This is a genomic window from Geodermatophilus saharensis (genome assembly GCF_900188205.1).
Lineage (GTDB): Bacteria > Actinomycetota > Actinomycetes > Mycobacteriales > Geodermatophilaceae > Geodermatophilus > Geodermatophilus saharensis.
This window is the reverse complement of the sequence record NZ_FZOH01000012.1, coordinates 1-21,905: the sequence shown is the minus strand read 5'-3', so window position 1 is coordinate 21,905 and position 21,905 is coordinate 1. Positions and strand designations below refer to the sequence as shown.

Below are 21,905 nucleotides of genomic sequence, written 5' to 3'. Positions count from 1 at the left end.
GTGGTCAGCCCTCCGGGAGCCGGGACGGGGAACGGCCGTCGAGGAACTCCCGCCAGGTGCGACCGCCGGAGCGGTTGCCGGGAGCGAGGTTGGCGCCGGCTCGCAGCGCGGCCGCGACGGCACCGGGCAGGGGCAGCTCCAGCACCGGCCGGTGGCGTCCGGCGTCGTCGAGGCGCTCCCGGACCAGGTCGGCCACCGGGAGGACCTCCGGTCCGCCGATGTCGGGCAGCCGGGTCGCCGACCCGGACGCCACCGCGTCCGCGAGCCGCCGGGCGACCTCGTCGACGTCGATGGGCTGGATCCGCGCCCCCCGCGGGACCGGCACCAGCGGGAGCCGCGCCACGCGGTCGACGAGGTCGAGGGCGAACTCGTGGAACTGGGTGGCGCGCAGCACGGTCGCCGGCAGCCCGGACCGCGCGATCGCCGCCTCCGCGGCCAGCTTCGCCCGGTAGTAGCCCGTGGGGATGCGGTCGACGCCCACGATGGAGACGTGGACGACGTGCGGGCGGCCCACCCGACGTGCCGCCTCCAGCAGGCGCTCGGTCCCGTCCACGTCGACCGCCCGGGAGGCCCGCGGGTCCGTGGCGCAGTGGACGACGGCGCCGACGCCGGCCACCGCCGCCGCCAGGCCCGCTCCGGTGCTCAGGTCCGCCACGGACACGTCCACCCCCGGTGGCGGCGGCTCGGCCGGACCCCGGCTCAGGATCCGCACGGTGTGGCCGTCGGCGGTCAGGGCGCGGCACACCCGTCGCCCGAGGAGTCCGGTGCCGCCGGTGACGAGCACGCTGGTCATCGCACATCCCTCCGTCACGTCTGGTTGGCGGGAACGAGCGTCGCCACCGGGCCTTGACGGCCGGTTGCCCCGTCGCGCGTGCGCCGTGTCAAGCGGACGGCAAACCGCGCGGGCACCGTCGGGGTCGAGACACCCGGCCCTCTGGAGGCACGATGACCGCCCGCGGTTCACCGGCCGGCATCGTCTTCCGGCGGCTCGACGCAGAGCCCGAGCGGGGGGAGGCCGCACGGCTGCTGCCGGACTGCCGCCTCGACGACCACGACGCCACCTGCCAGTGGTACGGGTTGTGCGACCTGACCGCGACCACGGCCAGCGGTCTCGCCGGGGTGGTGGTGGTCCGATCGGTGGACCCCACCACGGCCCGCTTGTGTGGCCTGGCCGTGTCGGCGGCCCACCGGGACCCGCACCTCGGACGCCGGCTGGTGTGCGAGGTCGCGGACCGGCTCCGGGCGGCGGGTGTCGAGGAGCTGACCGCACCGCCCGCCGCCGACCGCCGGGTCGCCGCGCTGCTCGCCGGGGCCGGCTTCGTCCCCCGGGAGCAGGGTCAGGGCTGCGCGGCGGGGTGGTCGCAGCTGCCGCTGTGATCGTCGAGCGCGACCGTGCGGCGGGTCTCCAGGGCGCGTCGCAGCAGCACGGGGGATCCCTGGTCACGGGCGACGGCCGCCGCCCGCTGCAGGGCCCGGTGGGCCTGCTCGGTCCGCGGTGGCGTCAGCGCGGCCAGGGACAGCGCCCGGAGGCGGTGCAGCTCGGACTCGTAGAGCCGTTCGCCGGTGCGGTCGACCCGGGCCAGGGCGTCGTCGAGCAGGCGCAGCGCCTCGGCGGGCCGGCCGGTGCGCAGCTGGGCCTCGGCCAGCAGGCCGAGCCCCCACGCGAGCAGGTGCTGGGCGCCTCCGGCCTCGATCCGGTGCAGGTGGCGGCGCAGGTCGGCGATCGCGTCCCCGGGACCGCCCTCGAGCGCCTGGATCCAGGAGAGCACCACGGCCGCGTACCCGCCGGGTGTGGGGATGCGCCAGCGTTCGGCGAGATCCAGCGCCTCGGTGGCCCACGCGCGCGCTGACGGGAGGTCGCGTCCGAGGGCGGTGACCAGGGCGGCGCCGGTGGCGGCGATGACGTGCGCGAACGGCGACCCCTCCTCGGCCTCCTCCACCGCGACGGTCAGGAGGCGTGCTGCCGCGTCGGGTTCGCCGAGGGGGGCGAGCACCGCCGCGAGCTGGAGGTGCAACGGCACACGGGGCGGCAGGAACTCGCGCGGCTGGTCCACCGAGGTCGACTCCCGCAGCGCCGTCTCCAGGTGTCCCCGGGCGGCGATCAGCCGGCCCTGGCACCAGAGGGTGCGCCCCAACGACAGGTGGCTCACGACCAGCACGGCCGGGTCGTTGCTGATCCGGGCGATGTCCAGCATGACCTCGGCCAGGGCGGCGGCTGCGGAGTGGTCGGCCCGGGCGAAGGCCACCTCGTAGAGGCTGCGGCAGGCGGCGAGCAGGGCCGCCCTGTCGCCCAGCTCCTCGGCCAGCTCGCGCGCCCGGGTGAAACAGGCCCAGGCCGCCTCGATGCCGGTGCCGCGCAGCTGGACCATCAGCGAACCGAGGCGCAGCTGGATCGGCAGCTCGGTGGCCGAGCGGTGGTCGGACGCCGGGGTGGTGGCGAGGAGCTCCAGGCTGCGGCGCAGCTGCCGCTCGGCGTCCTCGTGCGCGGAGGTCTCGAGGCACAGCTCCGCCGCCGCCACCACGTGGGGGATCGCCTGCTCGGCGCCCACCACGGGTGCGGCCAGCCACCAGTGGTGGGCCGTCTGCAGGACGGAGTCCGCGTCGCCGCCACGGTGGTCGAGCAGCGCCTGCCCCACGCGGGCGTGCAGCCGGGCCCGCCGTGCCCGGCTGATCTCGCCGTAGACGGCCTCGCGGACCAGGGCGTGGGCGAAGCGGAAGCGGCCCACCCTCGCCGGGTCCTCGACGACCAGTCCGGCCGACACGGTGAGCTCCAGGGAGCCGAGGACGTCGTCGTCGTCCACCCCGGTCACGGCGCGCACGACGTCGAGGTCGAACTCCTGACCGACGACCGCAGCGACCAGCAGGACGGTGCGGGTCTGGTCGGGCAGCCGGCCCAGGCGTCGACGGAGGACGTCGCGCACGCCGGCGGGGATCTGTTCGGCGACCAGCGCCGCCGCCTCGGCCGGGGTCCGGTCGGGCCAGCCGTTGGCGCCGAGCAGGCGGAGCACCTCCAGGACGAAGAAGGGGTTGCCGCCGGTGCGGTCGCGGATCCGCCGGGCCAGCTCGCCGTCGGGGTCCGTGCCGGCGTGGGAGGCCATGACCCGGGCGACGTCGGTGACCTCCAGGCCGGTCAGCTCCAGCCGGTCCACCGGGGCCGCCCGCGCCAGCTCGGCGAGTGTGTCGGCGAGCGGTTCCGCGCCGTCGAGGTCCCGGTCCCGGTACGTCACCAGCACGACGACGGGGGCGTCGGCCACCGCCGTGGCGAGGTGGCCCAGCAGCCGGTGTGAGGCGGCGTCCGCCCACTGCAGGTCGTCGAGCACCACCAGCAGCCGCCGTCTCCGGGCGAGCCGCAGGAGGGTCGCGGTGACCGCTCGACACAGGCGGAAGCGGGAGGTCTCCGGATCGACCACGGGAGCGGCGGCCCGCGGTCCACCGTCGGCCAGTTCCGGCAGCAGGGGCGACAGCTCCACCGTGTCGACGTCCAGTTCCGCCGTGGCGGGTCCGGCGGGCCCGTCCCCCAGCAGGTCGCGGAGCACCTGTGTCCAGGGCCAGAACGGCGGGGCCCCGGCGTCCTGGTCGCTGCGGCCCCAGGCCACCGTGACGCCGGAGCCGCGGGCCCGCCGTGCCGCCTCCTCGGCGAGTCGGGTCTTGCCGATCCCGGGCTCGCCCGCCACGAGGACCACCCGCCCCCGGCCGCTCGCCGTCCCGGCCAGCGCCTCGTCGACCACCCGCAGGTGGGCGTCCCGCCCGACCAGCTCTCCGGACGGAACGGGGACCTCGGCGTCCGGGGTGACGACGACGGGACGGGCGACGTCCGGTACCGCGCGGGACGCCGCCGTCCGGTCCAGGTGCGGGGCCTGGCAGAGGACGTCCCGCTCGAGGTCCCGCAGCGCCTGGCCGGGGTCCAGGCCGAGTTCCTCGCGCAGCCGCACGCGGAAGCGCTGGTAGCTCTGCAGCGCCTCGGCCTGCCGTCCGCACCGGTACAGGGCGGTCATGCGCAGGCCCTGGAGGCGCTCTCGGAAGGGGTGCTCGCCGGTCAGCTGCTCGAGCTCGGCGACGACCCGGGCGTGCCGGCCGACGCCGAGGTCGGCGCTGAGCCGGTCCTCCAGCGCGGTCAGCCGGAGGTCCTCCAGCCGGGTCCGCTCGACCCGCACGAACGGGGCGTCGGCGAAGTCGGCCAGGACCGGCCCGCGCCACAGCCCGAGGGCCTCCCTCAGCGTCTCGGCGGCGCGCGGTGCCTCCCCTCGCTGCAGGAGGTCCTGCCCGGTCCGCGCGAGGGCCTCGAAGCGAGCGGCGTCGAGGTCGCCGGGGTCGACCACGATGCGGTAGCCGGGCGCCTGGGCCAGGATCACCGTCGCCGGGGCGCCGGGTGCGCGCTGCGGTTCCAGCAGCCGCCGCAGGTGGGAGACGTAGGCCTGCACCGACGCGAGGGCCTGCGGCGGCGACTGCGGGCCCCACAGCTCCTCGACCAGCCGGTCGAGCGGGACCACCCTGCCCGCGTCGAGCAGCAGGATCGCCAGGACGGCGCGTTGCTTCGGCCGCCCGAGGGCCAGCGGTCGTCCCGCGTCGCGGACCTGCAGCGGCCCGAGGATGTCGAACTGCACCGCCCACCGCCTCCCGGCCCCGCCAGGTCCGCCGTCGGACCATCCTGCCGTGCGACGGCCGCGTCCCCGCCCCTCGCCGCCGTCCCCCGTCAAGTCGACGCCCACGATCCGTCAAGGGCCGGGCCCGACGGTCCCTCCGTCGGATCCCCACTCCTCCCGGAGGCCCCCGTGCGTCTCGCCGTCAAGGCCCTGCTGGGCTGGTTCGTCCTCTTCGGGCTGGTGATCGGCCTCTGGCAGGCCGCGTTCCCGGAGTCCTTCTACGCCGACTTCCCCGGGATGGGGCACCACTGGGTCAGCCCGGACGGCCCCTACAACGAGCACCTGCTGCGCGACGTCGGCCTCGGCAACCTCGCCGTCGCCACCGTCGCGCTCGTCGCGCTGCTCACCGGGGTCGTGTGGGTCGCCCGTGCCGCCGGCCTGGCCGTGGTCGTGCTGGACCTGCCGCACCAGCTCTACCACCAGCTGCACGTGTCGGTGCTCCCGACCACCGCCGACCAGGTCCTGCAGTCGACCACGCTCGCCGCGGTCAGCCTGGCCGCCGTCGCCCTGCTGGTCCTGGCCTTCCGGCTGCCCGCCGGCCCTCCCTCGGCCGCACCGGTGACCGACTCCCGCGCACCTGCACCGACCCACTCCTAGGAGATCGTCATGGACGTCGCTCAGCTCCTCGCCGACTTCGGCGACTGGGCCTTCGACCGCCACGCCAACCCGCTGAGCTGGTACATCCGGCCGCTCTTCCTGATCCCGCTCGCCTGGTTCGCCCACCGGCGCAGCGGCTGGGGCATCGCCGCCACCCTCGTCGCCCTGGCCACCAGCGTCTTCTGGTTCCCGGCACCCGCCCGGCCCGACCCGCAGATCCTGGAGTTCCTCGACTTCGAACGGGAGTGGCTCACCGGCACCTGGGACCTCGGGAAGGTCGTGCAGGCGACGCTCGCCCCGCTGGCCCTTGCCGTCTACTGCCTGGCCTTCTGGCGGCGGTCGGTGGTCTGGGGCCTGGTGCTGCTCAACGCGATGGCCGGCGGCAAGCTGCTGTGGGGCGTCGTCGCCGGGGACGGCACCGGATGGGCGATGACGGTCCCCGCGCTGGTCGGGCTGGCGCTCTGCGACGCCGCCGTCCTCTGGGGGCTGCGGCGGCTGCGGGCGCGCCGGTCGCAGCCCACCGGGGAGACGGCGGATCCGCCCGTCCTGTCGGCGAGGTCCTCGTGACCGCCCCCTCCCGCCCCGGTGCACCGGCGGTGGACGACATCCCCCGTACCACCCCCACTCCACGAGGGAGAACGTCGTGTCCCGACGGCTGTGCGCACAGGTCGACATCCGAGCGGCGCCGGAACGGGTGTGGGAGGTGCTCACGGATCTCGCCGCCCACCCCCGGTGGAACCCGTTCATCGTGGCGGCGGAGGGGATCGTCGGTCCGGGGCGCCGGCTGACGCTGAGGATGCAGCCGGTCGGCGGCCGCACGATGACCCTGCGGCCCCGGATCGTCGAGGCCGCTCCCGGCCGCGAGCTGCGGTGGCGCGGCAGGCTCGTGCTGCCCGGGCTGATGGACGCCGAGCACGGCTTCGTGCTGCAGCCGCAGGAAGGCGGCACCCGGCTCGTCCAGGAGGAGACCTCCCGCGGCGTCCTCGTCCCGATGGTCGCTGCGTCGCTCGACCCGGGGCACGCTGCCCGCCTTCGCGGCGATGAACGAGGCGCTGAGGAGGCGGGCGGAGGAGCCGGTGCACACGCGGGCCGGTACGGGATCGGGGACGGCGTGAGGCGGCGATCGGTCCTCCAGGCGAGCGCCTGCACGGGCGCGGCCGCCGTGGCGGGCAACGCCTTCATCGGCACGCCGGCGATGCCGGCAACGAGACCTGAAACGGGGCCTTCTCCGGTCGACGGAGCACCCGCGCCGGCTTCGTCGGCCTGTGCGCGTTCGTGGTCCCTCTCCTGGCGCTCCGGCGAGCGGTCGCAGGGGATCCACGCGCGCGTCGTGCCCTGGCGCCGTACACCGCCTACGTCCTCGTCTACGACCTGCCGTGGCCGTACCGGCTGTGGCGGCTGAACCCGACGCGTCCCTCCGGCCCGCGGGGAGCCGTGACGCCGCGGTGACGCTGCCGTGACGGTGCGGGCGGCATCCTCCCCAGGGGCCGCCCGCACCGGCGCAGACAGCTGCGCCCGGCCATTTCCCCTGCCCCCGGGAATGGCGCGCGGAATGGTCGGGAGACGCCGCCGGTGCCGCAGTCCTCAGGACGTGTGACACGAGTGCACCGCGCGTGCGGGTCTACGGTCGGCCCGATCCGACCGGGCCGGGGGAACGGAGGCCGGGGTGCCAGCGACCGCAGCGACCAGCCGGACGGCGGCGCCCCGGGAGTCCGCTGACGGCCTCGCGGCGGCCGCGCGCGGACCGCTCTCCGAGGCCGAGGACGCCGTCGACCGCGCCGTGCACGACCTGCGCCGCACGGTCCGGGAGATCCTGCGCCACCGGCCCGCCCCCGAGGGCGGGCTGGTCGTCCGGTTCGACGTCGACGGCCTGGACTGCCAGGTCACCGTCGTGGACGCGCCGGCGCAGCCGGCCGGGGTGTCGCTGAGCCCGCGCGAGGAGGAGATCGTCCGCATGGTCGCCCGCGGCTGCACCAACCGGATGATCGCCTCGGTCCTCGACATCAGCGAGTGGACGGTGGGCACCCACCTGCGGCGGGTGTTCACCAAGCTCGAGGTCAACTCGCGCGCCGCCATGGTCGCCCGGCTCCTCGCCGACGGCGACCCGCGTCCCCCGTCCACGCGACCCCGGGACGCGCGACGCCCGGAGACGTGACACCGGGACACGTGACCCGGGAACGTGTGAATGGGGCCGGTGCCATTCCCTCCCTAACGTCGCGGGGGCCAGGAGTGCACGATGAGGGAGGGCCTCATGAGCGTTTCGCAGGACGGAGAGGTCGGGTTCGAGACGCTCGACCCGGAACTCATGGGCGAACCCGAGGACGAGTTCGAGGACGAGCTGTTCGGTGAGCCGTCGGCCGAGGGCCCGCTCGGGGAGTTCGAGGACGAGTTCGAGGACGAGGGCGAGGACTTCCTCGGCGGGCTGGTCCAGGGGCTCGGCAGCGCGCTCGGCCTGGGGGAGGGCGAGTTCGAGGACGAGTACGAGGACGAGTTCGAGGACGAGGTCCTCGGCGCGGCCGGGACCGGTCAGGCGGAGTTCGAGGACGAGCAGTTCCTGCCGCTGCTGGCCGCCGCCGCACCCCTCGCCGCCAAGGCGCTGCCCCTGGCGGCGAAGTTCCTGCCGGGCGCCATGAGCGCCATCAGCGGCCTGTTCGGCCGTCGCCGCCGGCGCGCCCGCCGCCGCGAGGGCGAGTACGAGGGGGAGTACGAGGACGAACTCGAGTACGAGCTGGAGTACGAGGACGAGTCCCCGGCCGCACCGATGACGAAGAACGAGGCGATCGCCCAGACGATGGCCGCCGCGGCCGCCCGGACGCCGTCGACCCACGAGGCCGAGGCCCTCATCGGAGCGGCGACGGTCATGATGATCACGCCGCGGGAGCAGGCCGTCCTGCAGCGGCTGGTCCCCGACATCGTGCCGAAGCTGGTGCAGGTCAACAGCATCCTCACCCGCATGGCACGCCGCCGGCAGGGCACGCAGCCGATCGTCACGATCCTGCCCACCGCGGTGACCCGCGCGACCGTCCGCCCGCTGGTGCGCCGTGCCCGGCGCGGGCAGCCGGTGACGCGCAGCACCGTCGGCCGCGTCGTGCAGACCCAGACCCGGCGGGCCCTCACCCAGCCGCGCGTCGCCGCCCGTGCGGCGCAGCGCAACCAGCGGGCCGTCCGCCGGATCACCCAGCCGCCCCGCGCCCGCCGCGGCGCGCTGACCGGCTGACGACCGTCCGAGGAGACCGGCGATGTCGATGACGATGGAGGACCTGCTCCCCGCAGCCCGCGAGCTCGAGCTCTACGGCGACCCCGAGGACGAGTTCTACGGCGAGCCCGAGTTCGAGTACGGGTCGGCGGCCTCACCGGCGGCCGAGATCCGGCTCATGGAGCACCTGGCGGCCATGGCGGCCCAGACGGAGTCCGAGGCGGAGGCCGAGGCCTTCTTCGGCGCGCTGCCCGCCCTCGCGGCGCGGCTCGCGCCCGCGGCGGCCCGCTGGGTCCCCGAGCTGACCAAGCGGGCGGTGCAGCTCGGCCGGCAGCTGTGGAACAGCCCGGCGGCCAAGCCCTACGTCCAGGCGCTCCCGCACGTCGTCCGCCGCACGACGGCCGACGTGGCGGGCCGGTACTCGCGCGGGGCCCCGGTCTCCCTGGACCTGGTGACCCGCCGCTTCGCGCACCACGCCTCGCGGGCGCTGCGCGACCCGCACCGGCGTCGCCGGGTGGTGCAGCGGGCCCGCCGGGCCGACCAGGCGTGGATCGCCGACGCCCGGCGCCGGGCCCGGCAGGCGAACGGGATGGGGCCGGGCCGTCCGCCGGCCGTCCCGGGCGGGTCGATCGTCGTCAACGGACAGCGCTGGTGCCGGTGCTGAGGAGCACCCCACCGGGTCCAGTCAGGGAGCGTGGTCATGAGCGCGCCAGCCGCAGCGGCGACGCAGCGCGGGCGGGGGAGTGCACCCCGCCCGTCGCCGCCGCGGCCGCCCGCGGTCCTCGCGCGGTGGACCAGCGCACAGGCGCGCAACCTCGAGCGCCACACCCTGGCCCTGCGCCCCTTCACCCGTGAGGAGTTCGGCAGCGGGCACGCCGCCCCCACCCAGGGGCACGTGGAGGCGGTCAACGCGCTCATCACCCGGCTGCGCGAGCCGCTGCTGACGATCACCCGGAAGGTCGCCGGCCTCGCCGACCAGGCGCGGACCGACCCCACCCCGGAGCGGCTGCGGGCGCTCGTGACCGCCGGCGAGGTGGCCCACGAGCACGTGCGGGCGGTGGAGCGGGTCTGGGACTTCTACACCGTCTTCTTCGGCCAGCGGCAGGGGAGATTCGGCGAGTGGCTGCTCGGCTGCGACCGGATCGCCCTGGACTGCTACCAGGACGCCTTCCTCGGCCTGGGCACCGCCAAGTCGGTGCCGCAGCCGGCGCCGATGTGCAGCATGGAGTCCGGGCCCACCCCGGCCACCTTCCGGCGCGACGTCCGGCTGCGGCGGCTAGGGTTCCAGCGCAACCCGTTCCCGCAGATCCAGCTGCCCTACCACCGGCTGGTGAACCCGTGGACCCTGGGCGCGGTCCTGCACGAGGTCAGCCACAACCTGCAGAACGAGCTCGGCCTCGCGCGGGTGGTCCCGGAGACCGTCGAGCGCCGGCTGGTCGAGGCGGGGCACCCGCCGCAGGTCGCGCGGGTGTGGCGGCGGTGGAACCGGGAGACCTTCGCCGACCTGTGCGGCCTGCTGCTGGGCGGCCCGGCCGTCGTCGCCTCGCTGATGGACATCCTGGCCCGCGCGCCGGCGAGCGTCTGGACCTGGAACCCGACGGCGGTGCACCCGACGCCGTACCTGCGGCTGTTCCTCAGCGCCGAGCTGCTGTCGCGGATGGGGTTCCCCGAGGAGGCCGAGGGCTCGCGGCGGGCGTGGCGGCGTGCCTACGGCCGGCCGGCGGCGCCCTACCCGAAGGCGGTGCTGGAGTCGGCCGACGACGCGGTGCGCCTCGTCGTCGACACGATGTGCTTCCGGCGCTACGAGACGCTCGGCCGCCGGTCGCTGGCGCAGGTGGTCCGCTTCGCGCCCAAGGAGCAGCAGATGATCGAGGAGGCGGCGGGGCGGCTGGCCCGCGGGATCGACCCGGGCATCCTGCCCGAGCGGTTCCTGATCGGCGCCGCCCGGCTGGCCTTCGACCGCCGGCTGGCGACGCCGGAGGTCATCACCCGGCACTTCTACCGCGACCTCGCGCGGCGGTGAGGGCGATGAGTGTCCCGGCCGCGCTCGCCGACCTCACCGGGGGCTGCCAGCAGCTCCGGGCCGAGCTGCGCTCGCTCGCGCTGACGCTGCGCGAGGACGCCCCGGCGGACCTGTCCGTGGTCGACCGGCTCGGCGGGGCCGTGGACGACCTGACCGGGCGGGCCGAGGAGGCCCACCACGCGCTGCTGCTGGCCGCCGAGGCCGCCGACCGGCTCGACCTCGTGGAGGTCCAGCGCCGGCTGGCCGCGGCGCAGACGGCGCTGACCGCGCTGGGCGAGCGGTTCCGCGACGACGTCGTCTCCTACGAGGCGCTCGAACCGGTCACGGCGCTGCGGCACCGCGGCCGCGAGTGGCCGGCCTGGGTGCGGGTCGTGCGGCAGGGGATCGACCGGTGCCGGCCGCGGGTCACCGCGCTGCAGGAGGCGCAGTGCCGGTGCTGGCAGGAGCTCGCCGACCGCGCCTCGGCCGGGCCGGTCTACGTACACACGCCGGGGAGGACGGGATGACGACAGCAGCCGGGAACGGGAGAGGGGACAAGGAGCTGACCGACGCCCTGCGGCAGTTCCTCGCCTACCCCGTGCAGACGCAGGCCACCGCACCGGCCCGTGAGCGGGAGGACGGCGGCAGCGGCGACCTCCAGGACTCCGTCGACCGCGTGATCGGCGACGTCCTGGGCTGGCGGCGCCGGCCGGGTCGCATCGACGGCGTCCTGTCCGCGCTGGAGCAGGCCTTCGAGCCCTACGAGAAGCACGGCCGCGTGCTCTACCGCCGCCGCCCGAACATCGCGAGCTTCCACAGCGAGCTCGAGGGCGGCGTCGTCGGCGCGCAGGCCAGCCTGCACGTGCGGGCCAGGGAGTCGCTCACCCGTTCCGTCGGTCTGCTGCACGACCTGCGACCGCTCCTCGAGACCACGGACGAGGAGGTCTGCGCCGCGCTGAAGAGCGTCATCGAGACCGAGTTCCGCGAGCTGGTCGACGAACTCGGCAAGCTGGGCGGACCCCGCGTCCCGCGCGTGGACCACCTCTGGCGGGTCCTCCTGGGTCCTGAGGACGCCTCGGTGACCGACCCCGACGACGTCCTCGGTCGGCTCGGGGACCTCCGGGACCGGCTCGGTCTCGGCCAGTCGGGGTCGGACGAGCGGGTCAACAACGCCGACGAGGAGCAGCAGCTGACCAGCTTCCGCATCATCGTCGACGACCTGGTGTCGCTGAGGACGAGCTGGGAGCGGGACAAGCGGTTCTTCGGCGGAGGCGAGGGCAACCCCTTCCTGGGCATCCAGTTGGTCCAGCTCGAGCGCCAGCTGTCCGTGGTGGCCGGCTCGGTCGACGAGCTGCGCGCGGCGCTGGACTCGGTGCTGATCGACGCCGACGAGCGCCGGACGTTCCGCATCCCGATCTGCGGCGGCTCGATCCTCCTCGAGGACCTGCTGGACTGGATCGTGGACTTCGCGACACAGGAGGGTCCGCGCCTGGTCAAGGACGGCGGGAAGCTGGCGATCTCGGGAGCCCTGCTGCCGGCCGCCACCGAGCTGTGCGACCTGGTGGCCCAGGCCGTCGACGACGAGGAGGACCAGCCGGGCAGCGACCTGGGGATCCACTCCGTGCGCGTCCAGGAGGCCCTGAAGTCACTGCGTCGTCACCTCGACGACGTCGTCGCCGGATCGGCGAGCGTGGCACCGAACACGAAGAGCCCACCCGCCTACGTCATCAGGGGGAGTGGCACCCGCCTGGGCGACTGGGAGCGGGAGATCCGCCTGTACCGCGGTGCGGACGGCCGCTACTGGTCCAAGCCCCTGGACCTGCCCGTCGGTCCCGTCCACTTCAAGGTGCTGCGTCGCACGACCGACGGTGAGACCGAGTACCCCGAGAAGGGGTTCCAGAAGGACTACGTGCGCGTCGTCGGGCCCCAGGGACCGCACGCCTTCGTGTTCGACCCGCGATCGGCCGCGAGGAACCCCAGCGCGGCCGGTGACGTGAGGCAGGTGAACTGATGGCCACCGAAGCGCAGTACCAGGCCCTCCTGGACCGGTTCGCCCAGCTGCGGCAGGACGCGATCGACCAGCTCGGGGTGGACCTGCTGGAGACCCCGCGGCTGGCCGACGCCCTCGTCGACCAGATCGACGACTACATGCGCCAGGCGGAGGAGGCCGACAAGGCCGCACCGATCCCGCCGGACAGCGGCCTGGCCCAGCTGGTGGGGCTCGGCCCGGAGGCGGCCCGGCAGTTCGGGCAGACCCGCATCCCGCAGGGCGTCGAGCACTACGACGAGACGGTCACCTCCGAGCGGATCATCGCGATCGGCGACCTCTACTACATCTACCAGCACGAACGCGTCGGGGTGTTCCGCGTCGTCCGCAAGCTGCGGGAGCTGTTCCGCAACGGCGCCGTCCGGCTGTCGGCGGGCCCGGGGGCCTACGGGCTCTACCAGTTCGACCGCCGCGAGGTGCTGCGCGGCACCCGGCACGAGCGGGCGGCGGCCTACCGGCGGGCGTTCGGCTACGGCGCCAAGGTGCCGCCGGGCGACGCCCGCCCGAACCGGGAGTTCCACCCGCTGTTCACGCTGTTCAACCGGCACGTCGCCCAGTACTGGCGGGACAAGCGCATCTCCGACGTCATCCGCGACCGCGCCAACGACCCGACGTTCGGCAGCATCGCCGTCGTCCGGCGGGCCGGCCTGGACCTGCGCAACAACCTCAAGTTCGTGTCCTACGGCAACATCAACGTGCTGCGCGTCGAGGTCATGCAGCTGCTGGAGGAGGCGTTCCGCATCCTCGACGCCGACGACGTCAAGCGCGTCTTCGGAGCCGACAACGCCTGGGACGTCGTCGAGGAGGTCCTCACCCGCTACTTCCACGAGCCGCTGATGACCTCGCCGCGGCAGCGGATGGCCGTCACCGGCCGGGAGATCCTGCGCTGGCTGGCCCAGCCGCACGTCCTGCAGAGCGGCCGGACCGAGTTCGAGGCGCTGCTGCTGCAGGTCGCCGAGGACTCCGAGGAGTGGCTGACCAGCGCCCAGGCGATCGGCGTCGTCACCGACCGGGCGGCCCCACGGGTCACCGCGCTCCCGGTCCACGACCGCCGGCCGCGCCCGGTGGTCCCGGTGCGGCCCGCCGCGCGCCGCGACCTGGCCCTCGGCTGACCGCCGCACCGCCCGAGAGGAGTTCCCGTGCTCCGGACGTCGTCCCCGCCCGCCGCTCCCCGCGTCGTCGACGGGAGGGACCGGCAGGACCTCTGGTGCGCTTCGCGGGCGCACGCCCGGGCCCTCGCGGTGCGCCGGGCCCGGGCCCTCGGACCGGGCTGGACGGTCGTCCACGACGCCCGGCCGCGGCCGCACTTCCACCTGGCCCGGGTGACCCGGCGGGCCGACGGCCGGCTGGCGCGGCGTCGGGCCGGTGCCCGGTACTTCTACGGCGGGAGCCGGGGTCGCGGTGCGGCCGGGCTCCTGCCCGCGGCGACGGCCGTGCCGCCGGAGCGGGACGCCGCCTGGGAGGCCGCCGCGGAGGAGCGCGAGACGCAGGGGCCGGCCCCGGGCCCGGACCAGCAGCTGCGCGCCGCCCTCGCCGCGCGGCGCTGGCCCGAGGCGATCGCCGCGGCGTTCGCCCTGGGGACCCGGGACGAGAACGCGCTCACCGACCTGGTCTTCACCGCGCTGCACCCCGAGCGCCGGGGGACGCCGATCGCCCGGCACGAGACGGCGCTGGCGCAGGAGTGGCGGCGGATCCGGGACGGCGTCGTCCGCCCGGCCCTCCACCGGCTGTTCGCCGCCGGGCCGGCCGGGCCGCCCGCCGCCACCCGGGTCGCCCGGTCGACGACCTGGCTGCGCCGGGCGTGGGCCGAGCACCTGGCGGAGAAGACAGTCCGGATGGTCCCGCTGCAGCTGTTCGGCCTGCGCGCCACGCCGGTGCACCCCTACACGGTCGACGCGTGGCGAGCGCTGGAGCGGGCGCTCACCGCCACCGGCTACCGGCCGCGCAGCGTGTGGAACTACGTCAACCGGCCGATCACCGGCGGGTCGGGGCCCTCGCTGCACGCCTACGGCATCGCCACCGACATCGACCCCTCGTGCAACCCCTACCGCGTGACCCCGGACCGGCCCGTGGTCCGCTTCTCGGCGCAGCCGACCCAGGACCAGCGGTGCGCCGAGGTGAAGGCAGGACGCGCCGACACCGCGTTCACGCCGCAGCAGGTCGCCGCCGTGGAGGCGATCACCACGGTCGACGGTCTGCCGGTGCTCGCCTGGGGCGGGCGGTGGCGGTCGGTCAAGGACGCGATGCACTTCCAGGTGAACGTGAGCCCCGACGAGCTGCGCCGGGGACTGCGCGGCGGCTGACGAGCGGACCGGTCAGGGGCCGGTCGTGCGGGCCGGCCGGCGCACCAGCGAGGCGAGGTTCCAGCGCAGCGCCCCCGCGAGGTCGCGGGCGTGCTCGGCCGGGGTGAGGTCGCGCGGGGTCCGGGCGGCGTCGACGGCGGCGTCGAGGTCGTAGTCGTGCTCCCGGAGCACCTCGGAGAAGTCCCGCTGCAGCGGAGCGGCGCAGTCGTACCCGAGGGAGCGGTAGAGGCGCGGGAACAGCGGCCGGAACAGCCGGATCCGCTCGTGCAGCCCGCTGGAGTGCGACATCGGGTTCTTGTGCCGCGCCTGGACGTAGTCGGGGAGGACGTCGGCGAAGGCGTGCCGGACGATCCACTTCTCGTAGCCGTCGCGGTGCTTGAGCTCCTGCGGGATCCGCATGGCGAGATCGAGCATGGTGACGTCGAGGAAGGGCACCCGCGCCTCCACCCGGTGGCCCATCGAGGTGCGGTCGACGCGCTGCAGCTCCGTGCGGCTGAGGTGGGCGATCTTGTGCAGGAACAGCCGGCGCCGGTCGGCGTCACCGATCCGGTGGTACATGGCGTAGCCACCGAAGAGCTCGTCGGAGCCGTCGCCGGTGAGCACCACCTTGACGCCCGCCTCGTGCACGGCGGCGAACAGCCGCTGGGAGACGACGGCGTTGATGATGTCGCCGTACTCGGTGAGCTCGGAGACCCGCATCGCCTCCCGCACGTCGCCCAGGCCGAGCTCCCGCGGCCGGACGGGGACGACGACGTGCTCCACGCCGAGGTCGGCGGTGAGCCTGCGGGCGTAGGCGAGGTCCTCGCTGCCCTCCGCGCCCACCGTGAAGGCGACGCAGTCGGGGTGCAGCTCGCGCACCAGCAGCAGGGTCAGCGAGCTGTCCAGACCGCCGGAGAGCACCACGCCCACGCGCAGGTCGGTGTCGACCCGGATGCGGACGGCGTCGGTCAGGGTCGTCCGGACCGCCGCCGCGGCCTCGTCGACGTCGGCCAGCTCGGGCTGGCCCTCACCGAGCCGGTAGAGGTCGATGTAGGGGTGCAGGTCCGGCGGGCTGTCGGGTGCGGCCCAGCCGCAGTGACCCGGGGGCACCTCGTGCACCCGCACGCCGAGCGGGACGAGGGCCTTGACCTCCGACGCCACGTGCAGCCGGCCACCCGCGTGCGCCCAGTACAGCGGCTTGACGCCGACCGGGTCGCGGGCGAGGAACACCCGGCGGCTGTCGCGCTCGATGAGCGCGAAGGCGAACTCGCCGCGCATGCGCAGCAGCGCGTCCTCGCCCCAGGCGAGCACCGTCTCGAGCACGACCTCGGTGTCGCTCTCCGACCGGGTGCGCCGGCCCTCGGCGTGCAGCTGCGTCCGCAGGTCGCCGTGGTTGAACACCTCGCCGTTGAAGCACAGCGCCCAGCGCCCGTCCTCCGACGTCCAGGGCTGGACGGCGTGCTCGCGGTCGACGATGCGCAGCCGGGAGGTGCCCAGCAGGGCGGCGTCGTCGTGCAGGACCTCGTCGACCTCGCCGCGGGGGGAGATCGCGGCGAGCATCGAGGCGAAGAGCGCCTGCTCGCGCTCGGCCCCCTCCCCGAGCACCAGGGCGATGCCGCACATCAGCGGCTCCCCGCCGGGCCGGCCGTCAGCGGCGCGAGGCGCTCGTAGCGGTCCACCACGGCGGGGTTCAGGCACACGTGCCAGGCCTGGCCCTCGTCGATCACGTTGAGCACTCCCTCGGTCCGGTAGGCGGTCAGGACGTCCTCCAGGGCGGCGGCCACGCCGTGCCGGCGTAGCCAGGCCATCTCGATGTCGGCGGCGTGACCGGTGCAGTGGGCACTCGGGAGCAGCGCCGAGTACCCGAGCGCCCGCAGCCGCTGCTGGACGGCGGTGCTGCGGACGATGCAGTTCACCCACAGGCTGCCCGGCCAGGGCCCGGCGGCCTGGGCGAACCGGTCGGCGACCTCGTTGAGCAGCGCGACCATCGCCGGGCGGGCGACGGGGTAGCTCAGCCCCGACGAAACCGGCTCCCGGCCCGGGGCCCAGCGGTGCACCGCGTGGTTGCGGGCCCGCGCCGGGAAGTGCGTGGCGCACACCCGGTAGCGGAAGGCGAGCTGCCGCCGCCGGCGCAGCGACGGCAGCCAGGCCATCTCCGGCGAGCCCAGGACGTCGGCGTCGTCGGTGAAGGGGCGGACCGAGGACCACCACAGCACGTCGATCTGCTGCAGCAGGAGGATCTTGAGCAGGGTCGCCGGGGTGCGCGCGTTGGAGCGGGGACTGGGGCGGAAGGCGCCGACCTCCTGGGCGATCCGCGCCAGCACGTCGTCCGTGCCGCCCGGCACGAGGTCCAGGACGGCGCGCACCTCGGGGTGCTCGGCGACCCGGTCGGGCGCGGGAACCGCTCCGTCGTGCTCGAGCCGCTGCACGACGTCGTCGACGGCGCTGCGGTAGGCGGCCAGGTCGGCAGGTGAGGGACCGGTTCCGGCGACTCCCCGGGGTCGGTCGGAGACGCCGACCGCCGGCGAACCGCGCTCCTGCCGGATCTGACGGCTGAGGACGGCTCGGCGGGCGCGGGGGGCCTCCACCGCTGGAACTGTACGAACCCGGCCCGGAACACGACAAGCACCACCGGCCGATCGTCTCGGCACGCCGCGGGCTGCGCCCGCTGTTAGCGTCCACCTCCCCGACGGGGGTCCGGGGTGAGGGGGGCGCGACGGCGATGCGCGGGCGAACCGATCGGCTCTCTGCCCGCCGCGCGGTCGCCCGCGCGCGCCGCCTGGCCGCACGCGGCCACCGGCTGGCGACCCGGGACCCGCGGCTGCTGTGGGCGCACCCGCGGGCGAACGCGGTGCGCGCCCGGCTGGCCGGCCGGCTCCACCACGCCGGTGCCGTGCCCTCGGAGCTCGACGGTCGGATCACCGTCCACCGGGACGTCGTCTCCGTCCCGCTCGTGCCGGGACGCGACCGGGCGTTCAGCGGGGGTCTGCTGGACGGCCGGACCCGGCACCTGCTCCCCGAGGCCGTGCACCTCGACACCGGCGAGCCGCAGCAGGAGGAAGCGGACCCCCTGGCGTTGACCGCGGGCTCCCGACTGCCCGAGTTCCGCGTCCCGGTCCTGTACGGCGGGCTGCTCCACGGGCACTTCGGCCACTTCCTGCTCGAGTCGCTCGGGCGGCTGTGGGCCCACGAGCAGGTCCGGGGGCTCGACCCCCACGTCGCCTTCCACCCCGGCTACGGACGGCTCGACCTGCTGGGGAAGCGCGGCTTCGTCGAGCAGACCCTCACGGGGCTGGGCATCCCGATGGACCGGGTGTTGCTGCTCGACTCGCCCGTGCGTCTGGCGCACGTCCTCGTCCCCGAGCAGATGTACGGCTACGGCCTGTGCCGCAACCCGCCGGACACCTTCGTCGAGTTCGTGCGCGGCTTCTCGTTCCCGCACTCCGTCCCGGAGGGACTGGAGGGGGCCACGCGCGTGTACGTGTCCCGCTCGGCGCTGCCGGGCCGCCTCGGGCGGCCGATGGGCGAGACGCTGTTCGAGGAGTACCTGCGGGGCGAGGGGTACGCCGTGCTGCACCCGGAGCGGCACTCGCTGTACGAACAGCTGACGGTGTACAGCCGGGCGGAGCAGATCGTCTTCTGCGACGGGGCGGCGCTGCACGGCTGCGTCCTGCTGCCCGACCTGGCGGCCCGGGTCGCCGTCGTCGCCCGGCGTCGCGACCCGCGCTGGGACCTGAGCCGGATCGTCGACCAGTTCCACGGCTACGGGCAGGACGTGACGTGGATCGACGCCGTGCGCCGCCAGTACCAGTTCGGTCTGGACTCGTGGGACGCGCGGGCGTTGGTCGACTGGTACGAGGTCAGCACCTCGCTGCGCGACGCCGGCTTCACCGAGGCGGAGTTCACCGGGTTCGGCGACGTCGACGTCCCTGCCCTCGTCGAGGCGGAGGTCCGCGACTTCGCCGCGGCGGTGCGCGACGACCCCCGCTTCACCCGCTTCCTCGCGACGCTGGAGGAGTGAGGGACCCGGGCCGAGGGGACCGGCGGGGGCTTCCGGCCCTGTCCGGGAGGCGGCCACCGCTGCCAGGGTGCCCGTGCCGAGGCAGGGAGCCCCGCGTCGCGGAGGAGGCACCATGGCGATCACCGACACCGGCCGGCCGGGACCCGTGCGCGACGGGGCCCTGACCGCGCTCGCCGCCGATCTGCAGGGGCCCCTGCTCCGCCCGCGCGACGACGGCTACGACGCGGCGCGGCAGGTGTGGAACGGCAACGTCGACCGCCGGCCGGCGGCCATCGCCCGCTGCCGCGACGCCACCGACGTCCAGCGCGCCGTCCGGTTCGCCCGGGACGAGGGGCTGCTGCTCTCCGTCCGCGGCGGCGGGCACAGCGCCCCCGGCTACGGCACCAACGACGGCGGCCTGGTGGTCGACCTGTCGCTCCTGGAGGAGATCACCGTCGACGCCGGCGCGCGCACCGCGCAGGTCGGCGGGGGCGTCCTGTGGCGGGAGCTGGACGAGCGGACGCAGCAGGCGGGGCTGGCCACCACCGGGGGCACGGTCTCGAGCACCGGGGTCGCCGGGCTGACGCTCGGCGGTGGCCTGGGCTGGCTCATGGGCACGCACGGCCTGTCGGTCGACAACCTGCTGTCGGCCGAGGTGGTCACCGCCGACGGCGAGCTGCGCACCGTCGACGCGGAGAACGAGCCCGACCTGTTCTGGGCGCTGCGCGGTGGCGGCGGCAACTTCGGCGTCGTCCCGTCGCTGCGCTTCCGGCTGCACCCGGTGCCCGAGGTGCTCGGCGGCATGGTGGTGCACCCGCTGGACCGGGCCGGTGAGGTGCTCCGCTTCTACCGCGACTTCTGCCCGACGCTGCCCGACGAGGCCGAGGCGTACTGCGCGCTGCTCACCGACCCCCAGGCCGGGGTCCCGGTGATCGCGATGCTGCTCGGCTACAACGGCCCGCTCGACGAGGGGGAGCGGGTGCTGCGGCCGGCCCGGGAGTTCGGTCCGCCGCTGGCCGACCTCGTGGCGCCGATGCCGTACGTGGCGCGCCAGTCGATGCTCGACCAGCCCAACGGCGTCCACGGGCTGCACCGCTACTGGCGCTCGGCGTTCACCGAGCAGCTGGACGACGGCCTGATCGACGCCGTCGTCGCGGCCGCTGCCGACTTCAGCTCACCGCTGAGCGGCATCCTCTTCTTCCACGTGCACGGCGCGGCGGCCCGGGTCCCGGCGGGGGACACCGCGTTCGCCGCCCGTCGCGTGCAGTGGGACGTCGACGTCATCGCGCAGTGGACCGAGGCGGGGGAGTCCGGGCGGCACACCGACTGGCTCCGCTCGCACTGGGCGGCGGCCGAGCCGCACATGGAGGGCAGCGGCTACGTCAACCACCTCGCCACCGACGACCCGCCGGAGAAGGTGCGGGCCTCCTTCGGCACGAACCTCGACCGGCTGCGCCTGCTCAAGGCCCGCTACGACCCCGGGAACCTGTTCCGGCTGAACCCGAACATCACGCCGGTGGCACCCCAGCCGCGGGGGTCCTCCGCCTAGCCGGGCCGGTCCGGATCGCCGCGCCCGGTGGGCGACTCGCCTGTCGGGTGAGCGTCCCGGCGCGGTAGGAAGGGCGGGTGAGCCGCATCAACGACGTTGGTGGGATGGCCGGGTTCCCGGCGATCGCCGAGGAACCGGACGAGCCGCCGTTCCACGCCGACTGGGAGGCCCACGTCTTCGCCCTCAACGGCGCGCTGATCAAGCGGGGCGTCTACAACCTCGACGAGTTCCGCGACGCGATCGAGCGGATGCCGCCGGAGGAGTACCTCGCCGCCTCCTACTACGAGCGCTGGATCACCGCGATCACCACGCTGCTGGCGGAGAAGGGCGTCGCCTCGCCGGACGAGCTGGACGTGCCGCATGACTGAGCTCGCACCCGGCGTGCGGGTGCGCGCCCGCACCGCCGACCCCGACGGCCACACCCGGCTGCCCCGGTACGTGCGTGGCGCCGTGGGTGTCCTGGTCGAGGAGGCCGGGCGGCACCCGCTGGCCGACGACCGGGCCCGGGGCCGCGCCGGCACTCCCCAGCCGGTGTGGCACGTGCGGTTCGCGGCCGCCGACCTGTTCGGCTCCGGCGACCACACGGTCACCGTGGAGCTGTGGTCCGACTACCTGACCCCGATCGAGGAGCCCGCATGAGCGGCGACCATCCCAGCTCGGTCATCTCGGCCCGGGTGCGCCACGTGGAGGCGCTGCTGGAGAGCCGGGGTCTGCTCGACGAGGGCGAGATCGACGGGCGGATCGACGAGTTCCTGGCCGGTGGCTCGCCGGCCAACGGGGCCCGGATCACCGCCCGCGCGTGGGTCGACCCGGGGTTCGCCGAGCGGCTGCTCGCCGACGCGAACGAGGCCATCCGCGAGGTGGGCCTGTCGATGGCCGGCGGCCTGCAGGAGCAGCGGCTGAAGGTCGTCGCGAACACCGCCGACGAGCACAACGTCGTCGTCTGCACGCTGTGCTCCTGCTACCCGATCGCGCTGCTGGGGCCCTCGCCCGGCTGGTACAAGAGCGAGGCCTACCGCTCGCGGGTGGTGCGCGACCCCCGCGGCGTGCTGCGCGAGTTCGGGCTCGAGCTGCCCGAGACGACGCGGATCTCGGTGTGGGACGCCAGCGCGGAGTCGCGCTACATGGTGGTGCCGCGCCGTCCCGAGGGCACCGAGGGGCTCTCGGAGGAGCAGCTCGCCGCGCTCGTCACCCGCAAGGGGCTCATCGGGACCGCCGCGGTCTGACGCTGGAGCCCGGTACGGCTAGGTGTCGTGACCGGACAGGTTGTTCACGCGGCCAGTCGGCTGATCGGTGGGTGGCCTCCGAGGGCGGAGTGGCTGCGGGCAGTGTTGTAGTGCCTCAGCCAGGCGTCCAGGGCGGTGGTGCGCTGGTCGTTGCTGGTCCAGCCGGTGGCGTAGGCCCACTCGGTGCGCAGGGTGCGGTTGAACCGTTCGGCCTTGCCGTTGGTCCACGGGCGGCCGGGCTGGATGAACCGCCGAACGATGCCCAGCTCGGTGCAGGCGGTGATCCAGGCGTTGCCGCGGCGGTAGCTCATGGCGTTGTCGGTGAGCACCCGCTCGATGGTGACCCCATGCCCGGCGAACCAG

The 21,905-nt window shown here is 75.1% G+C and carries 22 protein-coding genes; 17 read left to right on the top strand and 5 right to left on the bottom strand.

Features of this window, described 5'->3' with window-relative positions; translation table 11 throughout:
* Positions 1-4: 4 nt before the first annotated feature.
* Positions 5-793: an SDR family oxidoreductase gene (locus CHC04_RS21985; protein WP_089406102.1), complete on the bottom strand. Its 789-nt coding sequence runs from the start codon at positions 791-793 to the stop codon at positions 5-7.
* A 152-nt stretch (positions 794-945) separates the two neighbouring features.
* On the opposite strand from CHC04_RS21985, the gene CHC04_RS21980 reads away from it, so the two are divergent.
* Complete coding sequence (locus CHC04_RS21980; RefSeq protein ID WP_089406101.1) at positions 946-1,377, top strand: GNAT family N-acetyltransferase; 432 nt, start codon at positions 946-948, stop codon at positions 1,375-1,377.
* Here the strand turns inward: CHC04_RS21980 and CHC04_RS21975 are convergent.
* Positions 1,338-4,604, bottom strand: a complete 3,267-nt coding sequence (locus CHC04_RS21975) for an ATP-binding protein (RefSeq protein WP_141233889.1) — start codon at positions 4,602-4,604, stop codon at positions 1,338-1,340. The genes CHC04_RS21980 and CHC04_RS21975 overlap by 40 nt on opposite strands.
* Positions 4,605-4,772: 168 nt before the next feature.
* Between CHC04_RS21975 and CHC04_RS21970 the strand changes: the two genes are divergently transcribed.
* The 11 genes from CHC04_RS21970 (at position 4,773) to CHC04_RS23750 (ending at position 14,788) form a co-directional block, all read left to right on the top strand.
* Complete coding sequence (locus CHC04_RS21970) at positions 4,773-5,240, top strand: hypothetical protein (RefSeq protein WP_089406099.1); 468 nt, start codon at positions 4,773-4,775, stop codon at positions 5,238-5,240.
* Between the two features lie 9 nt (positions 5,241-5,249).
* Positions 5,250-5,807, top strand: coding sequence for a hypothetical protein (locus tag CHC04_RS21965; RefSeq protein ID WP_089406098.1), 558 nt, complete (start codon positions 5,250-5,252; stop codon positions 5,805-5,807).
* Positions 5,808-5,883: 76 nt separating this feature from the next.
* Positions 5,884-6,642: an SRPBCC domain-containing protein gene (locus CHC04_RS21960; RefSeq protein ID WP_176450144.1), complete on the top strand. Its 759-nt coding sequence runs from the start codon at positions 5,884-5,886 to the stop codon at positions 6,640-6,642.
* A 264-nt stretch (positions 6,643-6,906) separates the two neighbouring features.
* A complete protein-coding gene (locus CHC04_RS24650; protein WP_217897506.1) occupies positions 6,907-7,395 on the top strand; it encodes a helix-turn-helix transcriptional regulator in 489 nt (162 codons plus the stop codon).
* Between the two features lie 96 nt (positions 7,396-7,491).
* Positions 7,492-8,457, top strand: coding sequence for a hypothetical protein (locus CHC04_RS24385; RefSeq protein WP_089406096.1), 966 nt, complete (start codon positions 7,492-7,494; stop codon positions 8,455-8,457).
* Between the two features lie 22 nt (positions 8,458-8,479).
* Positions 8,480-9,100, top strand: coding sequence for a hypothetical protein (locus tag CHC04_RS21945; RefSeq protein WP_089406095.1), 621 nt, complete (start codon positions 8,480-8,482; stop codon positions 9,098-9,100).
* A gap of 36 nt (positions 9,101-9,136) precedes the next feature.
* Entirely contained in the window at positions 9,137-10,459 is a 1,323-nt protein-coding gene (locus CHC04_RS21940) for a hypothetical protein (RefSeq protein ID WP_141233888.1), read from the top strand.
* Positions 10,460-10,464: 5 nt separating this feature from the next.
* Positions 10,465-10,965: a hypothetical protein gene (locus CHC04_RS24380; RefSeq protein WP_089406093.1), complete on the top strand. Its 501-nt coding sequence runs from the start codon at positions 10,465-10,467 to the stop codon at positions 10,963-10,965.
* Positions 10,962-12,449, top strand: a complete 1,488-nt coding sequence (locus tag CHC04_RS21930; RefSeq protein WP_089406092.1) for a hypothetical protein — start codon at positions 10,962-10,964, stop codon at positions 12,447-12,449. Before CHC04_RS24380 ends, CHC04_RS21930 begins: the two co-directional genes overlap by 4 nt.
* Entirely contained in the window at positions 12,449-13,597 is a 1,149-nt protein-coding gene (locus CHC04_RS21925) for a hypothetical protein (protein ID WP_089406091.1), read from the top strand. Before CHC04_RS21930 ends, CHC04_RS21925 begins: the two co-directional genes overlap by 1 nt.
* 27 nt (positions 13,598-13,624) lie before the next feature.
* The gene (locus CHC04_RS23750; RefSeq protein WP_141233887.1) at positions 13,625-14,788 is read left to right on the top strand and encodes a M15 family metallopeptidase; all 1,164 of its coding nucleotides are present in this window, start codon (positions 13,625-13,627) and stop codon (positions 14,786-14,788) included.
* Positions 14,789-14,800: 12 nt separating this feature from the next.
* Here the strand turns inward: CHC04_RS23750 and CHC04_RS21915 are convergent, their stop codons facing one another.
* Positions 14,801-16,390 carry an asparagine synthetase B family protein gene (locus CHC04_RS21915; protein WP_089406090.1) on the bottom strand — a complete coding sequence of 530 codons (1,590 nt, stop codon included), beginning with the start codon at positions 16,388-16,390 and terminating at the stop codon, positions 14,801-14,803.
* On the bottom strand, positions 16,390-17,355 hold the full coding sequence (locus CHC04_RS21910; RefSeq protein WP_089406089.1) for a DUF5715 family protein: 966 nt from the start codon (positions 17,353-17,355) through the stop codon (positions 16,390-16,392). Before CHC04_RS21910 ends, CHC04_RS21915 begins: the two co-directional genes overlap by 1 nt.
* Before the next feature lie 134 nt (positions 17,356-17,489).
* On the opposite strand from CHC04_RS21910, the gene CHC04_RS21905 reads away from it, so the two are divergent.
* From CHC04_RS21905 to CHC04_RS21885, 5 genes are all read left to right on the top strand, one after another.
* A complete protein-coding gene (locus CHC04_RS21905) occupies positions 17,490-18,788 on the top strand; it encodes a glycosyltransferase 61 family protein (RefSeq protein ID WP_089406088.1) in 1,299 nt (432 codons plus the stop codon).
* 112 nt (positions 18,789-18,900) lie between these two features.
* On the top strand, positions 18,901-20,316 hold the full coding sequence (locus CHC04_RS21900; RefSeq protein WP_089406087.1) for an FAD-binding oxidoreductase: 1,416 nt from the start codon (positions 18,901-18,903) through the stop codon (positions 20,314-20,316).
* Between the two features lie 77 nt (positions 20,317-20,393).
* Positions 20,394-20,684 (top strand): SH3-like domain-containing protein, encoded by a 291-nt coding sequence (locus CHC04_RS25450; RefSeq protein WP_089406086.1) that lies wholly within the window; start codon positions 20,394-20,396, stop codon positions 20,682-20,684.
* On the top strand, positions 20,677-20,955 hold the full coding sequence (locus tag CHC04_RS25445; RefSeq protein ID WP_342743520.1) for an SH3-like domain-containing protein: 279 nt from the start codon (positions 20,677-20,679) through the stop codon (positions 20,953-20,955). Before CHC04_RS25450 ends, CHC04_RS25445 begins: the two co-directional genes overlap by 8 nt.
* Positions 20,952-21,542 (top strand): nitrile hydratase subunit alpha, encoded by a 591-nt coding sequence (locus CHC04_RS21885; protein WP_089406085.1) that lies wholly within the window; start codon positions 20,952-20,954, stop codon positions 21,540-21,542. Before CHC04_RS25445 ends, CHC04_RS21885 begins: the two co-directional genes overlap by 4 nt.
* A gap of 44 nt (positions 21,543-21,586) precedes the next feature.
* On the opposite strand, the gene CHC04_RS21880 is transcribed toward CHC04_RS21885, so the two are convergent.
* Positions 21,587-21,905, bottom strand: a 319-nt coding sequence (locus tag CHC04_RS21880; RefSeq protein WP_141233802.1) for an integrase core domain-containing protein, incomplete at its 5' end; no start/stop codon positions are given.

What these genes read in the sequence shown, in the direction of transcription:
- CHC04_RS21980 (WP_089406101.1), top strand. Translation starts at nt 946, where the DNA reads ATGACCGCCCGCGGTTCACCGGCCGGCATCGTCTTCCGGCGGCTCGAC.
- CHC04_RS24385 (WP_089406096.1), top strand. Translation starts at nt 7,492, where the DNA reads ATGAGCGTTTCGCAGGACGGAGAGGTCGGGTTCGAGACGCTCGACCCG.
- CHC04_RS21925 (WP_089406091.1), top strand. Translation starts at nt 12,449, where the DNA reads ATGGCCACCGAAGCGCAGTACCAGGCCCTCCTGGACCGGTTCGCCCAG.
- CHC04_RS21885 (WP_089406085.1), top strand. Translation starts at nt 20,952, where the DNA reads ATGAGCGGCGACCATCCCAGCTCGGTCATCTCGGCCCGGGTGCGCCAC.
- CHC04_RS21985 (WP_089406102.1), bottom strand. Translation starts at nt 793, where the DNA reads ATGACCAGCGTGCTCGTCACCGGCGGCACCGGACTCCTCGGGCGACGG.
- CHC04_RS21915 (WP_089406090.1), bottom strand. Translation starts at nt 16,390, where the DNA reads ATGTGCGGCATCGCCCTGGTGCTCGGGGAGGGGGCCGAGCGCGAGCAG.
- CHC04_RS25445 (WP_342743520.1), top strand. Translation starts at nt 20,677, where the DNA reads ATGACTGAGCTCGCACCCGGCGTGCGGGTGCGCGCCCGCACCGCCGAC.
- CHC04_RS24380 (WP_089406093.1), top strand. Translation starts at nt 10,465, where the DNA reads ATGAGTGTCCCGGCCGCGCTCGCCGACCTCACCGGGGGCTGCCAGCAG.
- CHC04_RS21965 (WP_089406098.1), top strand. Translation starts at nt 5,250, where the DNA reads ATGGACGTCGCTCAGCTCCTCGCCGACTTCGGCGACTGGGCCTTCGAC.
- CHC04_RS21905 (WP_089406088.1), top strand. Translation starts at nt 17,490, where the DNA reads ATGCGCGGGCGAACCGATCGGCTCTCTGCCCGCCGCGCGGTCGCCCGC.
- CHC04_RS21940 (WP_141233888.1), top strand. Translation starts at nt 9,137, where the DNA reads ATGAGCGCGCCAGCCGCAGCGGCGACGCAGCGCGGGCGGGGGAGTGCA.
- CHC04_RS21930 (WP_089406092.1), top strand. Translation starts at nt 10,962, where the DNA reads ATGACGACAGCAGCCGGGAACGGGAGAGGGGACAAGGAGCTGACCGAC.
- CHC04_RS21945 (WP_089406095.1), top strand. Translation starts at nt 8,480, where the DNA reads ATGTCGATGACGATGGAGGACCTGCTCCCCGCAGCCCGCGAGCTCGAG.
- CHC04_RS21900 (WP_089406087.1), top strand. Translation starts at nt 18,901, where the DNA reads ATGGCGATCACCGACACCGGCCGGCCGGGACCCGTGCGCGACGGGGCC.